The sequence below is a fragment of the Halomonas piscis genome, from assembly GCF_031886125.1.
In the GTDB taxonomy this organism is placed as follows: Bacteria; Pseudomonadota; Gammaproteobacteria; order Pseudomonadales; family Halomonadaceae; genus Vreelandella; species Vreelandella piscis.
In genome coordinates, this window is sequence record NZ_CP119391.1 from 948,276 (window position 1) to 962,425 (window position 14,150).

Genomic DNA, 14,150 nt, shown 5'->3' on the forward strand with positions numbered 1-14,150 from the left:
GGCTCAACGACCCCCATGGCACCGAGTTCAGCGACGATAACAAGCTGCTGTTCGGGAAAATTATCAAGCTTTCGGTTTAAAGTTTATAGAGAAAGCGGCCATTTCTGGCGATTCTGTGTTTGAAGATAAACCAGCCTAGTTTATTCTCCTCTCTGAAGACGGAATTTAAGGCCGCTTTTTAACGTGAAAATAAACCAGCTGCTGCACAAGATCCCGTATGGCGCCGTCGTGACGACCGCCTGGCTCGCGTCACACGGCGTCACCTCGGATCAGGCGCGTAAGCTGGCCGGCAGTGGCTGGCTGCAGCGCGTGGGGTATGGCGCCTACTGCCAAACGGGGGAGCCTCTTACCTGGGAGAGCGCTGTTTTCGCCTTGCAGGCGAGCGACGACACGGGCTTACCACCGCTTTGGCCGGGTGGCCAGACTGCCCTCGCACTGCATGGCTTTTCCCACTATCTGCACATGGGGGAGCGCACGACGCACCTGTATCGCAAGGAAGCCGTTCGGCTGCCCCGTTGGTTGAGTGATGCCGAGTGGGCAGGGCGGATGATGCTTCACTCCGAAAAGGGCCTGCCGGTGCAGCTTCCCGGCAGCTTCACGGACTACGCGCCGGATGGCAGGGCCTTCAGCTTGCAGGTATCGACCCCCGAACGAGCGGCCCTGGAGTGGATCGCCGCGACGCCGAATGAGCTGCTGTTCAGCAGTGAGCTGGTGGATACCTTCGGCGGGCTCAATACGCTGCGTCCGCGCCGGCTGCAGGCATTGCTGGAGGGATGCCGTTCGGTGAGAACCAAGCGGGCCTTCCTGGTGCTGGCTCGCCACGCCGGGCATGCCTGGTACGCTCGCCTGGAACCACGCCGACTGAATCTCGGCAAAGGCAAGCGGCAGTTCTGCCAAGGCGGCAGGCTGGATAGGGAATATCACGTGACGGTGCCGGAGGCGTTCCTGCATGCCGATTGAAGCTCGCTACCACGAACAGGTCAGTCTGTTGGTCTCGCTGCTGCCATTTCTCAATGAAGAGCCGTGCTTCGCCCTCAAGGGAGGCACAGCCATCAACTTTTTCGTGCAGCCATTACCTCGCCTATCGGTCGACATCGACCTGGCCTACTTGCCGCTGGAGCCCCGTGACGAGGCATTGCGACGCTGTCGCGAGGCGCTGCAGCGACTGGCAGAGACTTTCAGCGCCCGACTGCCAGGTGTGCAGGCCGAGCTTCAGGATAATCGCCGGGACGAGCTGAGGATCCTGGTGCGCCCTGGGGCGTAGCCAAGTGAAGGTGGAGGTATCGCCCGTACTGCGTGGCACTCTGAACCATAGCGTTGCAGCAAGTACGAAATTAGGTAAAGGGCTTGCAATTCAGGATAAGCAGTGCGAGCTTGGGCATGCGTGCACTCTCCACAATGCTCTTGGTGACGGAGACGTCAGAAGGCGTCGGTGACCGAGGATTGCTGGAGACCAGCGCCTCTTTCGAGGTGGCTGGCCGGATAGTCGCTGTCATGGCTCAACGCGAGCCAAGCGGCACCGGGGAGCGCAAGCAGTCCTTGGCCACTAGCTTTACCTTGACCGTTACTCTCCTCAGAATCGGGGCCTTCCGGGCGGTGATAGAGCTTAAATTTCGGCCAGGCTGTGACGGGTGGCATGCTCGGGACGGAGGCTGTCCGGCCGCTCCAGGAGCGCCGAAATGTCTGTCAGAGATGCTCCGAGAGCCCTGTTTCGGTCCTCGTTTGACGCGGAGGCCCAAAAAGCTACTCTCCGCAAGGGGATCTTTAGTGGAGGCAGGCAGATGTTCGGAGGTTTCACCTGGGCATGCAAAAACGTGCCAACCGTTTGTCGCGGCTCTGCTGGACACTCGGGAAGGCGGCCCTCATCTCCACAATGCTCTTGGTGACGGAGACGTCAGAAGGCGTCGGTGACCGAGGATTGCTGGAGACCAGCGCCTCTTTCGAGGTGGCTGGCCGGATAGTCGCTGTCATGGCTCAACGCGAGCCAAGCGGCACCGGGGAGCGCAAGCAGTCCTTGGCCACTAGCTTTACCTTGACCGTTACTCTCCTCAGAATCGGGGCCTTCCGGGCGGTGATAGAGCTTAAATTTCGGCCAGGCTGTGACGGGTGGCATGCTCGGGACGGAGGCTGTCCGGCCGCTCCAGGAGCGCCGAAATGTCTGTCAGAGATGCTCCGAGAGCCCTGTTTCGGTCCTCGTTTGACGCGGAGGCCCAAAAAGCTACTCTCCGCAAGGGGATCTTTAGTGGAGGCAGGCAGATGTTCGGAGGTTTCACCTGGGCATGCAAAAACGTGCCAACCGTTTGTCGCGGCTCTGCTGGACACTCGGGAAGGCGGCCCTCATCTCCACAATGCTCTTGGTGACGGAGACGTCAGAAGGCGTCGGTGACCGAGGATTGCTGGAGACCAGCGCCTCTTTCGAGGTGGCTGGCCGGATAGTCGCTGTCATGGCTCAACGCGAGCCAAGCGGCACCGGGGAGCGCAAGCAGCTGTGGTCGGGGTGGGTGACCGGAAGACCTCGTTCCCCAAGGGGGAGAAGATATGCAAATTTACAAGGAGCTAAGTAAGTTTGCCACTTTAGAAAAGGCTTGGAAAAGCGTCAGGAAAAATGCTCAAGCTAGCAACTCAGCTAACAAGCCTAAAGGGTTAGATGAGTTTGAAGCAAATACGAGCTCCCGTCTAAAAAGCATCCAGTCAAGAATTGCTCGAAGAAGCTATAAGTTTCATCAGCAAAAAGGTGTCGTTCTGGAAAAAGAAAGTGGCGGATATAGGCCTATAGTTGTATATGCTTTAGAAGATAGGATTGTTCAGCGAGCTATACTCGATGTTCTCCAAGAAAATGTCCCTAAGGTAGAAGAGGTGTTGAGAACACCAACAAGCTTTGGCGCTATTCCTCAGGACTTTTCACCGAGTGGTCCTAGTGGTGTAAAAAATGCCATTGAAGAAGTGATGACCTATTCGAGAAAAGGTTACAGGTTTTTTTACAGAACTGATATACCCGGGTTTTTTACCAAGGTTGAGAAGAGAAGAGTTATAAGATTTATAGAGAATGAGATTGATGATTTTCTGTTCTTAGATATATTCAACAGAGCGCTGGATGTATCTATTGAAGGGGCTGAATCACTGAAAGAAGAGGTTTTTTCAATATTTCCAAGTGAAGAGCTTGGGATTAGTCAGGGGTCTTCTCTTTCTCCTCTTTTGGCAAATATATACTTATATGAATTTGATCGAGCGATGATTGAATCAGAAAATTGTGTCTGCCTTCGTTATTTGGATGACTTGCTTATACTTTCAGATTCTAATGGTGGGTTGCAGAAATCGGTTCATCTTGCGAAAAGGAAGCTAGGAGAAATTGGTCTTTCAATATACTCTCAGCAAGATGGAAATAAAGAAAAGTATTCTTCTGGAGATCTCGCTAAAAGGTCTTTTGAGTTCTTGGGGTGTGATATTACTAACGGTAGTGTTATTCCCTCTAGAAAGAGCAAAGAAAGATTGCTAAGTAAGGTTGAGGCTAAATGTAGAAATTTTAAGTTTGGCCTTTCTATGATGGAGAAAGGAAGTGATAACCTCTCCATGACCTATCCTGAGTTTTTAGAGGGTGTCAGGCGGACTGTGTTGGGCTGGTCCATGAGCTATCGGTTCTGCAATCATGAGCATTATTTTAAGAGTGTCGATAAAAAAGTTGCCGGGAAAGTGCAAGTTGTTGCTAATCAGGTTGGTAGGCTGTCAGGTAACGAGAAGTATTTTTCTTTAATGTATGGCATATCGACGCATAAAAACATTTTTGATTAATATTGGTTTGTTTTAGGTTAGTTGTTTTTTGAGTGGTTTTCTGCTTTTCATAGTTGAGATTGGTGGTATTCTAGGGTTGTTCTTAATTGCTTCGTTCAAATGATCCGTCCACAAGTGGACATAGTACACGGTCGTCTGAATGGATTGGTGGCCCAGGATCTTCTGAAGTGTGAGCAGATTTCCATCGCTCATCATGAAGTGGATCTATGGTAATTTTTGGTGCACGAGAGAAGGTGGGAATAGTGACATATCCTGTCGATTGATAAAGACCAAAAGCTCAATCAACACAAACGGATACGTCATGACCGGTTCTACCCTCTAGACTCTTTCACAACCAGAATCCTAGGGGGCGTTAACAATTAGGCCAGCCATATGGCGGCTGACACGAGGCAGAGGAGTGACTGGTAGTTTCTTGCCAGTCGCTCATAGCGTGTAGATAACCGCCGGAACTTCTTGATTTTCTGAAAGAACCTCTCCACCAGATTGCGATCTTGGTAACAGTGCCAGTCTACTTCAATGCGCGCCAAACGATTCTTTTTCGGAGGAATCACCGGCTCGGCACCTGCGGCCTGAATCATGTCCCGCAGAGCAGTGGAGTCATACCCCTTGTCGCCCAGCACTGCTTGCGGGGAAAAACCTTCCAGTAGAGCGGGAGCAGCACCATACTCCGACGCCTGGCCCGGTGTGAGAACCAATCGTACTGGGTTACCTAACGCATCGACTGCGGCATGAATTTTGGTGCTCAATCCGCCTCGAGATTTGCCCATGGCTTCGACGTCTTGCGTGTTTTTTTTGACGCTCCATGCTGGTGCACCCTGACGATGCTACCGTCGATCATTAGCTGCTCTAGATCGGGATCGTCGGCTACTGTGTCAAAAATACGCTGCCAAACGCCCTTTCGTGACCAACGGTTATACCGCATGTAGACGGTGTGCCAGCGCCCAAAAGATTCGGGAAGATCACGCCACGGGGCGCCGGTCCGAGCGATCCAGAGCACGGCTTCCACGAACAGGCGATTGTCCTTGGCAGTTACCCCACAGTCTGAGGCTTTGCCGGGGAGCAGGTGCTCGATTCGCTCCCACTGATCATCGCGTAACTTCAACCGACTCATGGCCCACCAAAATCTATGAATACTAAATCAGTTTAAACGAAACTAATGATTGTTAACACACCCTAGGTGACAGACCACGCTGCGCGAGCTGTTACGGCAGGGAGTTAGAAACTTGATCGCCAAGGCCGTTGAGGCGGAATTGGCCAGCCTCCTGGAGCAGTTGTGAAGCAGTGTAGATCGACCCCCGTGGATATGGTCTGGAACAGCTGTCGAAGTGGTTGGGTGGCGATGGTGTGGTCGGGTGAGCTGGGGCTGAGCAATGTATTCCTGAGACTAAGCATCAACGTTGCTGAGCTCATGGCTGCTATCGTCACATCGTGGGCTATACCATACCGAGGTGGAATGGTGGTCTAGCTTCAGCTATAAGAGGTGAAAAAAGTGGAAATATATGATAGAGTATATAAATATATTCTATCATTGTTTATAATATTTCAGTGACTTGAAGGTGTTGATGCCAATGATGCGATATAGAGAGCTGGAAAATATATGCCTTTAAGTACGACACAGCTTTCGGCGCTTTCTCGCCTTTTCTCATCGAGTGTTTTCCGAGAGTTGGCAAGAAAGGGGCGTTCCCCACTATTTGCTCGGTTGTTTGCCGAGACTGGGTTGTTGAGTCGATATACGGTTGCTGGTGGTACTGTGAGCTCTGCATTTGAATCTGCATTCGCAGCATTGCGAAAGTCTGGAATTCGTGACGAGTATGTGTATCGTGCAGCATTGACTCATAATATCCTATTGGGGCGTCACTCTCTTAATACGGCTAGCATGTTGACGGAGTTTCGAGTAGGTGCAAGTAAAGCCGATCTTGTTATATTGAACGGCACAGGCACTGTCTATGAGATAAAATCAGACAGGGATTCTTTGTTACGACTGAGCAAGCAAGTTGAAGATTATAAAAAAGTATTCTCCCATGTTTATGTGATAGCTGGCGAAGCGCACATTCCAGAGGTTCTTGATAGTACGCCAAATGATATTGGTGTAATGAGTCTTGTGCGATGGAATCGCATTCGCACCATTCGCAAAGCTGTTGACCGAACAGATTTGGTCTGTCCTGATGCTATTTTTCAGTCACTAAGAATGACTGAGGCTAGTGAAATATTGAAGAGTTTGAATGTAAAGATTCCAGATGTCCCTAATACAATGTTATGGGAAGCAATGCGCGCGTGTTTTTCGGATTTAACACCTGCCGATGTACACCAACAAATGGTTTGGACATTAAAGAAGACGCGAAACTTATCAACACTTAGCTCTTTGGTTGACCAGTTGCCGACGTCGCTCCAACCTGCGGCACTTTCCATTAATGTACGTCGAGCGGATCACAATCGCCTGATCGATGCGGTGCATACTCCACTCTACAAGGCAATGGCTTGGAGATAACTAGATGTACTACCCGTATTTTCGTGGAAAGCAGTTTGAGCTAGTTACTATCCGTGAAATCGCAGAATTGTTGGCTGAGTCAGGATTCGTTCCGGTTATTGAGCCCGTAAAAGAGGCGTTAAATGGTTTGGAACGTACGCTACGTGCAATATGTGATGCGCGAGGCCAAGTGATTGTTATCGTTAATCCTGGCTATGGCGACCATTCTGAAAACGGAGTGGATATTGCTGAACTACTGAATGATAAATTTGCAGATGCGGACGGTGTGTCAGTAGGTGTGTTGTTAAAAAATGATATGAGTGTTGATGATGCTCTTGCGTATTATGAACAGCACAATGATAAGAAACCTTTCTTTATTCATGCGGGTTTCACAGAACCGAAGGCTTTAGCAGAGAGATTAGGCGTTGATCTGGATGATACACAACATATATTTGTAGCAGATCATGCTAAAAAGTTGTACCGGAAGCACTTTCGAGGCAGTCGCCGAATTCTACTGGACGATGGGTTTAGGCGCAGGAGAAATGCTGACCATCCAGAGTCTGAAGATTTTTCCGATCTTCATATTACTTATGAAGACGAGGGAATGGATGGTTTTGGTGACTTTCTTATTGTTGGAGATGATTATAGTGAAGGTGGCGGTCCGGCGTATGCGGTCGCAATTCACTTAACATATATTGATCCTGACCGAGATGATGTGATGTATATTTATCATTTCGTTTCTATAACTAATGATACACCCACTAATCCGGCTGGTAAGTTTGGCCAAGCTCTTGAAAAGCTTATCGAAAAACTTGATTCCGGAGCGTCGAACTTGTTTGAAGGCGAGGCTATCAGAGAGTTTCGGGAGCTACACGCTAAAGGGCATTTTCCGGGCCTTGGGTATGTCAAGAAGCTCTCAATGAAGCATCATGTTGAAACTTTGGCAAATTATTTAGATTGAGTGGTTTTTTATGCCGAAAATGTGTTGCTCAGAGTGTTTTGGTGATCGTGGTCTCCGGAAAAATATTGTTCCTTCCTTGAGCCTGGATCGTGGAAAGTGTAACTTTTGTGGTGCGGCTGATGTTGATTTGGTTGATCCCGGCCAGCTAACTGATTTTTTTGAAATTCTCATTAGTGTTTACGAGCCATGTACCCGCCTTATTCACGAAGACGCTGACTGGGCGGCGTGAAGAGGCTGGCTGGCGGCGTCGCTCATCAGGATCGGCCTCTCCGACGCGAGAGGCCGCTGAGTAATGCCCGAACATGGCTTTCTTCCCGGTTTCTTATAGCTCTTGGGAATCCATTGCGACCGTCAAAGCAGCCGTGACCGCCGGCCGCTGCAGCGGTCGCTCGATTTCAGGTCCTGAAGCCGTCTCGCCGGGCGTCAACTCAGCGCCGTCAGCTTCGGCAGCCCCTTCAGCAACGTCGGCCACCACTTATCGGCGGCGGCACCCAGATGAAGGGTGATCCGCCGGGCATGCAGCTTCAGTGTGGCGGCGACCTTAAGCACCTGCTCGCGCATCCGACTCAGGCTCCAGCCTTGCCGAGTCTGCCGCTCCAGCAGGCAACGCAGACCATGCAGGACCTGGTAAGCATAGAGGCTGAGTAGCAGGCTCACCTCGTTACGCGCCATCACGTCCTGAACCGTGGAGGCGCCACGATCCGTCGACGAGAGGTGTACGTCGAGCGCTGATTTCACCTCGCCCATGTGCGCTTCGGCGCTACCGCGCTTGCGGTACAGTGCCAGGACCTTCTCCGGCGGCCAGTCGAACTTGTTGAGGTTGGTGACCAGGAAGAAGGCATGCAACAGCAGGTCATCGGGTCGCTCTTGCACGACCAGTACCACGCGCCGTGGTTCAGGCCAGGTGCCGGCCTGGTACTCCAGGTCATGACACCATTCCCGTGGCTGCTCGGGCGGCCGACCTCGGGGCCGCTTCAGGTACGGCGCCGCCAGTGTCTGCAGCCCCGTGTGACTGCGCAGCCGGCCCAGGTACTCGATGCCGCGATCTTCCAACGCCTCCAGCGTGTCGTTGTCGGTGAACCCGGCGTCGATACGCACCCGAACCTGGGCGCCGGTGCTTTCGTTGAGCCGCTTCACCAGGTGCGGGATCCAGGTATCGGCGTTCTCGGCCGGGCCGGCGTTGCCTTCGCGTAGTAGGCCGCCCACCATGTCACCGGTTTCGGCCAGCGAGGCGACCAGCGGCGAGTAGATGCGGACCCCGTAAAGGCCATGATAGGCCGAGCCACCTTGGTGACCGTGGACCTCGATCGGCAGGCCGTCGATGTCGAGGGTCAACTGCTTGGGTCGCTCGCCGTTCTTCAGCGAGGTCAGGCGCCAGACTACCAGTCGCAGCAGGCCTTCATGCACGGCATCGATGTTGTCGTTGCGTCCAAGGCAAGTCAGCAGCCGCGACAGCGTGGCTTGAGACGGCCGGTCCTGGGCCAGTGGCGTCATTCCACGCGCATCGCTGCAGGCCAGCTGCCAGAGGGGATCACGCCGCAACGTGTCGGTATCGCTGAGGTCGATCCAGCCCATCGCGCGCTGCAGCACCAGGGTTCGCAGCTGGCTGGCCAGCGAGTGGCGGATGCGTAGCGGGTGGCGTTGATCGACCAGATTGTCTTCGAGCGCCTCGATCACACCGCTGTTGTCGAGGGCTTCACGCAGCAGCAGAGCGCCGCTGTCACTGGTGGTGCGGTGGCCGCTCAGCTCGACACGGACGGAGCCGTTGCACGAGGGCGTCCAGGTAGCCCCCTCTGTCAGCCTAGTTGTCCAGTTGGCGATTTCGCCTGAACCAATATCAGAATGGGCGGCACAGGATGGTTTATGCCACGTTATTCCGAAGAGCGTAAGGCCGCGGTACTCAAAAAATTGTTACCGCCAGAAAGCCGCAGTGTGGCGTCGGTTGCCACCGAGGAAGGCATCGCGAACGCAACCCTGTATGGTTGGCTGAAAGCATGCCGACAACAAGGAGTGCCTGTGCCAGGCAAGCGTAAAACCGGGGATGAATGGACAGCTGACGCCAAGCTGGCCGTCGTGATCGAAACCGCCCCTCTGTCAGCGACCGAGCTGGGCGCCTATTGCCGCGAAAAAGGGCTGTATCCCGAGCAAGTGCAGCGCTGGAAGGAGGCGTGCCTTCAAGGGGCGGGCCAGCAGGAGGCGCAGGAAAAGGCGGCTCGGCAGCAGCGTAAAAAAGATCGTCAGACGATCAAGACCCTACAGTCGGAGCTCCAGAAAAAAGAGCACGTTCTGGCAGAGACAACGTCGTTACTGGTGCTCTCAAAAAAGCTCGAGGCCTTGTACGGGGAAGCCCCGGACAACGAGGACGACTGACGTCGCTGAACGAACGTACAAGGCTGTTGAAGGACTTTGACGAAGCGGTCGCCAGTGGTGCCGCCCGCTACAAGGCGGCAGAGCTGATGGGGCTCAGTCAGCGCACGTTGAAACGCTGGCGGTATGCCAGCGGCCAGGTGGCACCAGACCGGCGCCCACAAGCGGAGCGAGTGACACAGCCTCATCAGCTCACCCAGGCGGAGGAAACGGCCATGTTGACGCTATGCAGCGAACCCGAATATCAAAGCTTGCCGCCGTCACAGATCGTCCCGCGCCTGGCCGACCAGGGCCGCTATCTCGCCTCGGAGTCGTCATTTTATCGGGTACTGAAAAAGCATCGGCAGCTGAATCACCGTGGCCGGATGGCACCGGTCCGTCAGGTGACCCAGCCGACCAGTTTTACCGCGTCGGAGCCAAACCAGGTCTGGAGCTGGGACATCAGTTACTGTCCCTCTGCGGTTCGTGGCGAGCACTGGTACCTGTATCTGATCCTGGACGTGTATAGCCGCAAGATAATCGCCTGGGAAGTGCATGACAACGAGTCCGGTGAGCTGGCGAAGCGGTTGATGGAGCGTGCCCTGTTGCGTGAGCGCTGCTGGCACACGCCGCCGATACTGCACTCGGATAACGGCGCGCCCATGACCTCGTACACCCTGCGCGCCCGGCTGGCAGAACTGGGCATGTTGATGTCGCATAGCCGTCCTCGGGTCAGCAACGACAACCCTTACTCGGAGGCGTTGTTCCGTACGGTCAAGTACTGCCCGGCATGGCCAACAAAGGGCTTCACCTCGCTGGGTGCGGTGCGTCAATGGATGCTGACGTTCGAGCATGCCTATAACGAGCGACACCTTCATAGCGGTATCAACTTCGTGACGCCGGCCGACCGGCATCAAGGTAAAGATAAGCAACGTCTGCTCGATCGAAGAGCAGTCTATGAACGTGCCAAGCGTCAGAATCCCGGGCGCTGGTCAGGCGATATCCGGTGCTGGGAAGCCACTGGATCGGTATCGCTCAACCCAGGCAGGCCGCAGGAAATAGAGGGCAATAAAGAGGCTGCTTAGTGGCAGCCATATGGACAACTAGGTTGAAAACTACCGGTAGATAGGCTTTCACCCATAGCGGATGGCTCTCTTGGTTCAGGTTCTTGGCGGAACACATTGAATTTTCAAGAGAATACCATCCGCTATCTTCGTTTTCAGGCCGGCCTCATGAATAGGCCGGGATGTAATGATGGCAAAACCCTTGCTGAATGGATGAAAGAGGACTGGCAGCTCTTTTCTCACCCTCGCATGGACATTGCGCATGCTAAGGAGCTACTTGCCGAGATCTTTGATGATGGCGATATGGTTAGACGAAATTTTTCACCATCTGAATCTTACAGCAGCGAAGGGCTTGCTCAGTGGGAAACATTGAGGCACGAGCTGTTGCATAGGAACCGCTATTTTCTTGATGAAGAGCTTGACACCTATCGGCTAAAAGAACTTCTCGACCACCTCCTCGCCGATGACATACCGGATACTTGGTATCGGGCGCGTATCATGACCGATAAATCACCTTATTCACTTGAAGAAATGGGAGCTCCCCCCAATCATCTTGCCAACCATGGTCGCGCTAACCCTGTTGGTATTCCATACCTCTATCTTGGATCTCACCCCAAAACAGCCGTGTCAGAAGTGCGTCCTCATACAGGCGAAGTGGCATGTGTTGCAGAGTTCGAAATGCCAAGGCCCTTGGTAGCAGTTGATCTTCGCAACCCACGTAAACTTGTTTCCCCATTTGTCCTTGCCGATGCAGGTGCGATCGGACAACTACGCGCTGACATTCCTTTCTTGGAGAGACTTGGCGAAGAGCTAACCCGTCCAGTTCTTCCTCGAAGTGCTGCGATTGACTACATACCAAGCCAATATTTATGTGAGTTTATTAAAAAGAATGGCTATGACGGCGTAGTGTATCGTAGCTCGGTTCATGATGGTATGAATCTCGCATTATTCAATCCGGAAAAAGCCATGGCTAGGTCAGTATCAACCTACGAAATTAGCCGTGTAACAGTAGATGCTGATGTCATGTAGTGTGACTCGGCTTTACTGATTCTCAAAGCGTATAGGCATTGTGACTGCGGGGGCCTGTAAGGGCTGTTGCCTGTCTAGGCACAGCTAACGTTCTGTCTTGATAGGTACACCACCGGTACACACACCAGCTTCGTGTGCTATCCTCAATCTTCGCTAAGCTACTGATTCCAAAGAACTGTACCTTTCGCTTGATTACGGTTGCTTTTCCTTGTGCGTCAGTAACTTATTGTTTTAAAAGCGAACTCATAATCCCTTGGTCGGCGGTTCAAGTCCGCCTGGGCTTATGAGTCCTTGCCTTCTTGTTAAGCCTCTCCGCTTGTGCATACCGGTTTGGCTAAACGCTGAGGTAGGGCTTTTAGCCCTGTGCGACGGCCTGTTCCAGGCCGGCCGAGACCAGAATGAAGAGCACAAATCCGCCGGTGAACGCCAGCGGCGATATTCGGGTATCGGCCCGGGTTTCGTGAGCTTCGGCGATCATCTCTTCGATGGTGGCTACCGTCAGCAGCCCGGCGGTGAAGGTTAAGGCCGCCAGCTGAAAGCTTTTCGGCTGATGTCTGAGGACAAAATAAGCCAAGAGGGCAGCGGCAAGCACGGGAATAATGAAAAAGGCGAGCAGGAGCAACCGCTTGGGCCGGGGGATGGCCTTGTCTTTCATGTTGGCGATAGTGGCAAAGCCTTCGGGAACGTCGGCGAGTACCTGGCCCGCTGCCAGTATCAGGGCCATGGAGGGCGCGATGGCGGAGCCTGCGCCGATCAACAGGCCGTCGCTGAACAGATCGACAGAGACAGCGATATAGATCATCCACACGCTGGTTTGAGCGCCCGCGCCTCGGTTTTCCTGGACGCTGTCTACCAGTTTTTCCAGACCGACGTAGGCAAGGCCGCCCAGGGCGAAGGCTGCGGCGATCAGCCAGGCCGGAAGCGTTGTCAGCACGGGTGGCATGATTTCTACCGCCACTACGGCCATCACCAGGCCGGCCGCGCCATGCAGGGCGTAATTGAGGTGGCGCCCGGTAGCTCTGCAGACCTCTGCTGCAAGGCCGCCGCTGATATTGCCAAGGGCAGGCATTAATGCCAGTCCTACTACCAGCCAGATGCTATCTGTCAACATGGCAGTTTCAGCTTTTTGCTGTGGCGTTTTAATGGGTGGCGAGGTGCCGGGGTTGGCCCGGCACTGTTCTCGTGGGCCAACCTAAAGCTGCGTAGCTTTATTGGCTGCTGGGCGTGCGTTCTATCGTCTATTTATCGTCTACGGGCTTGAGAGGGTCCCAGTTCTTGCGCGTAGCAAGAAACTCCGGGCGCGGCTTGTTACCGCAGTAGGGGTCGTGAAGCGTATTCTCCACGCTGTTGTAGACGAAGAAGAGGTTACTCCTTGGCCAGCAGGACATGTTGGTATTGGAGCCGTGAAGCGTGTTGCATTCGAACATCACAAGCGAGCCCGATGCGCCCTTGGGTGCCTCGATACTGTTTTCCATCATCAGCTGCTTGAGGCTGGCCGCGTCCGGCACGCCGATTTCCTGGCTTTTCAACGACGCCTTGTAGTTGTTCTCCGGCGTACGCCCTACGCAGGGAATAAAATACTTGTGGGAGCCGGGGATCAGCATCAGCGGACCGTTGAACTCGCCGTTGTCCGTCAGAATGATCGAGCAGCTCAAGGAGCGCATGCGCGGCATGCCGTCTTCGCTGTGCCAGGTCTCGAAGTCGGAATGCCAGTCAAAGCCTTTACCCTTGAAGCCCGGCTTGTAGTTAATGCGCGACTGGTGAATATACACGTCGCTGCCCAGGATTTGCTGCACCATGGCCAGAAGCCGCGGGTCGCGTGTCAGCCGGCTAAAGCGCTCGGAGAGGTCATGGATGCCGAAAATGGAGCGAATTTCCTCCTTGCCCGGCTCCAGGATGGTCCCTTCCGAAAGCTTCAGGTCTTCATCATCCTCGTAATCGCGCAGCTCCTGGATAAAGGCCTGCATGTCGTCTTCGTTAAAGAAGTTTTCGAAGGATAGAAACCCCTTTCTGTCGAACTCATCCAGCTCTTCGGTGCTCAGTGGCCCGTTTGCGCGCTGTTTTTCATCGCTGTGGACAACAGGATCAATGCGCTCAAACATGCCCAGCTTGCGTTCCAAACGGGTCGGAAAAAGATCTTGCGTATCTCGCATGGTTACTTCCTCCTAGTTTGATTAGCCAGGTAAAGCTAACCCAGTGGTCGTCACATATTCAACTACTTGTTGATCCCGGTGGGTTGATATACTGCTTAAAGCGTGACGTGCAGGGTGCGTATCCCGTGGCAGGTCGCTCGGGCACTACTCGTCTGAACTCGGCTGAAGGTGCCGCTTTCTTTCATGTCGGGTTTAACGTATGGGGTGAGGCTGCCTCAAGTTTCAGGCGCAATGCCATGGTCAATTGAGCCGCTGTGGCAATAGGCTTCCGTGCCCGAGATGCCTTTGAGCATGGGTCGAGCAGTGGGCAGGGCCGGAACGGAAAAGCGCATTGCGTTCCG

11 protein-coding genes are annotated in these 14,150 nt (G+C 53.7%); 7 read left to right on the top strand and 4 right to left on the bottom strand.

Going from position 1 to position 14,150, the window contains the following annotated elements; genetic code table 11:
* Positions 1 to 183: 183 nt before the first annotated feature.
* From P1P91_RS04520 to P1P91_RS04530, 3 genes are all read left to right on the top strand, one after another.
* Complete coding sequence (locus P1P91_RS04520) at positions 184 to 960, top strand: type IV toxin-antitoxin system AbiEi family antitoxin domain-containing protein (protein ID WP_311884831.1); 777 nt, start codon at positions 184 to 186, stop codon at positions 958 to 960.
* Entirely contained in the window at positions 950 to 1,264 is a 315-nt protein-coding gene (locus P1P91_RS04525; protein WP_311884832.1) for a nucleotidyl transferase AbiEii/AbiGii toxin family protein, read from the top strand. The genes P1P91_RS04520 and P1P91_RS04525 overlap by 11 nt, the downstream gene beginning before the upstream one ends.
* 1,274 nt (positions 1,265 to 2,538) lie before the next feature.
* Complete coding sequence (locus P1P91_RS04530; RefSeq protein WP_311884834.1) at positions 2,539 to 3,789, top strand: reverse transcriptase domain-containing protein; 1,251 nt, start codon at positions 2,539 to 2,541, stop codon at positions 3,787 to 3,789.
* Between the two features lie 359 nt (positions 3,790 to 4,148).
* On the opposite strand, the gene P1P91_RS04535 is transcribed toward P1P91_RS04530, so the two are convergent.
* Positions 4,149 to 4,900, bottom strand: a protein-coding gene (locus tag P1P91_RS04535; RefSeq protein WP_407650535.1) for an IS5 family transposase whose coding sequence is annotated in 2 segments (ribosomal slippage) — positions 4,149 to 4,565 and positions 4,568 to 4,900 — 750 coding nt in all. Because the reading frame shifts where the segments join, the coding sequence is not laid out codon by codon here.
* A 486-nt stretch (positions 4,901 to 5,386) separates the two neighbouring features.
* Between P1P91_RS04535 and P1P91_RS04540 the strand changes: the two genes are divergently transcribed.
* A complete protein-coding gene (locus P1P91_RS04540; RefSeq protein WP_311884836.1) occupies positions 5,387 to 6,277 on the top strand; it encodes a sce7726 family protein in 891 nt (296 codons plus the stop codon).
* 4 nt (positions 6,278 to 6,281) lie between these two features.
* Entirely contained in the window at positions 6,282 to 7,217 is a 936-nt protein-coding gene (locus tag P1P91_RS04545; RefSeq protein WP_311884838.1) for a sce7725 family protein, read from the top strand.
* Between the two features lie 423 nt (positions 7,218 to 7,640).
* On the opposite strand, the gene P1P91_RS04550 is transcribed toward P1P91_RS04545, so the two are convergent.
* A complete protein-coding gene (locus P1P91_RS04550) occupies positions 7,641 to 9,053 on the bottom strand; it encodes an IS1380 family transposase (RefSeq protein WP_311885697.1) in 1,413 nt (470 codons plus the stop codon).
* Positions 9,054 to 9,080: 27 nt separating this feature from the next.
* Here P1P91_RS04550 and P1P91_RS04555 point away from each other — a divergent pair.
* Both P1P91_RS04555 and P1P91_RS04560 read left to right on the top strand, forming a co-directional pair.
* Positions 9,081 to 10,648, top strand: a protein-coding gene (locus P1P91_RS04555) for an IS3 family transposase (protein WP_376717216.1) whose coding sequence is annotated in 2 segments (ribosomal slippage) — positions 9,081 to 9,534 and positions 9,534 to 10,648 — 1,569 coding nt in all. Because the reading frame shifts where the segments join, the coding sequence is not laid out codon by codon here.
* 96 nt (positions 10,649 to 10,744) lie between these two features.
* On the top strand, positions 10,745 to 11,656 hold the full coding sequence (locus P1P91_RS04560; protein ID WP_311884839.1) for an RES family NAD+ phosphorylase: 912 nt from the start codon (positions 10,745 to 10,747) through the stop codon (positions 11,654 to 11,656).
* 355 nt (positions 11,657 to 12,011) lie between these two features.
* Here the strand turns inward: P1P91_RS04560 and P1P91_RS04565 are convergent, their stop codons facing one another.
* Both P1P91_RS04565 and thpD read right to left on the bottom strand, forming a co-directional pair.
* Entirely contained in the window at positions 12,012 to 12,767 is a 756-nt protein-coding gene (locus tag P1P91_RS04565; protein ID WP_311884840.1) for a ZIP family metal transporter, read from the bottom strand.
* A 127-nt stretch (positions 12,768 to 12,894) separates the two neighbouring features.
* Positions 12,895 to 13,809, bottom strand: a complete 915-nt coding sequence (thpD, locus tag P1P91_RS04570) for an ectoine hydroxylase (protein WP_311884841.1) — start codon at positions 13,807 to 13,809, stop codon at positions 12,895 to 12,897.
* Positions 13,810 to 14,150: the final 341 nt, after the last annotated feature.

Excerpts from the sequence above, each read along its gene's own strand:
- P1P91_RS04525 (WP_311884832.1), top strand. The coding sequence starts at position 950 with ATGCCGATTGAAGCTCGCTACCACGAACAGGTCAGTCTGTTGGTCTCG.
- P1P91_RS04530 (WP_311884834.1), top strand. The coding sequence starts at position 2,539 with ATGCAAATTTACAAGGAGCTAAGTAAGTTTGCCACTTTAGAAAAGGCT.
- P1P91_RS04540 (WP_311884836.1), top strand. The coding sequence starts at position 5,387 with ATGCCTTTAAGTACGACACAGCTTTCGGCGCTTTCTCGCCTTTTCTCA.
- P1P91_RS04545 (WP_311884838.1), top strand. The coding sequence starts at position 6,282 with ATGTACTACCCGTATTTTCGTGGAAAGCAGTTTGAGCTAGTTACTATC.
- P1P91_RS04565 (WP_311884840.1), bottom strand. The coding sequence starts at position 12,767 with ATGTTGACAGATAGCATCTGGCTGGTAGTAGGACTGGCATTAATGCCT.
- thpD (WP_311884841.1), bottom strand. The coding sequence starts at position 13,809 with ATGCGAGATACGCAAGATCTTTTTCCGACCCGTTTGGAACGCAAGCTG.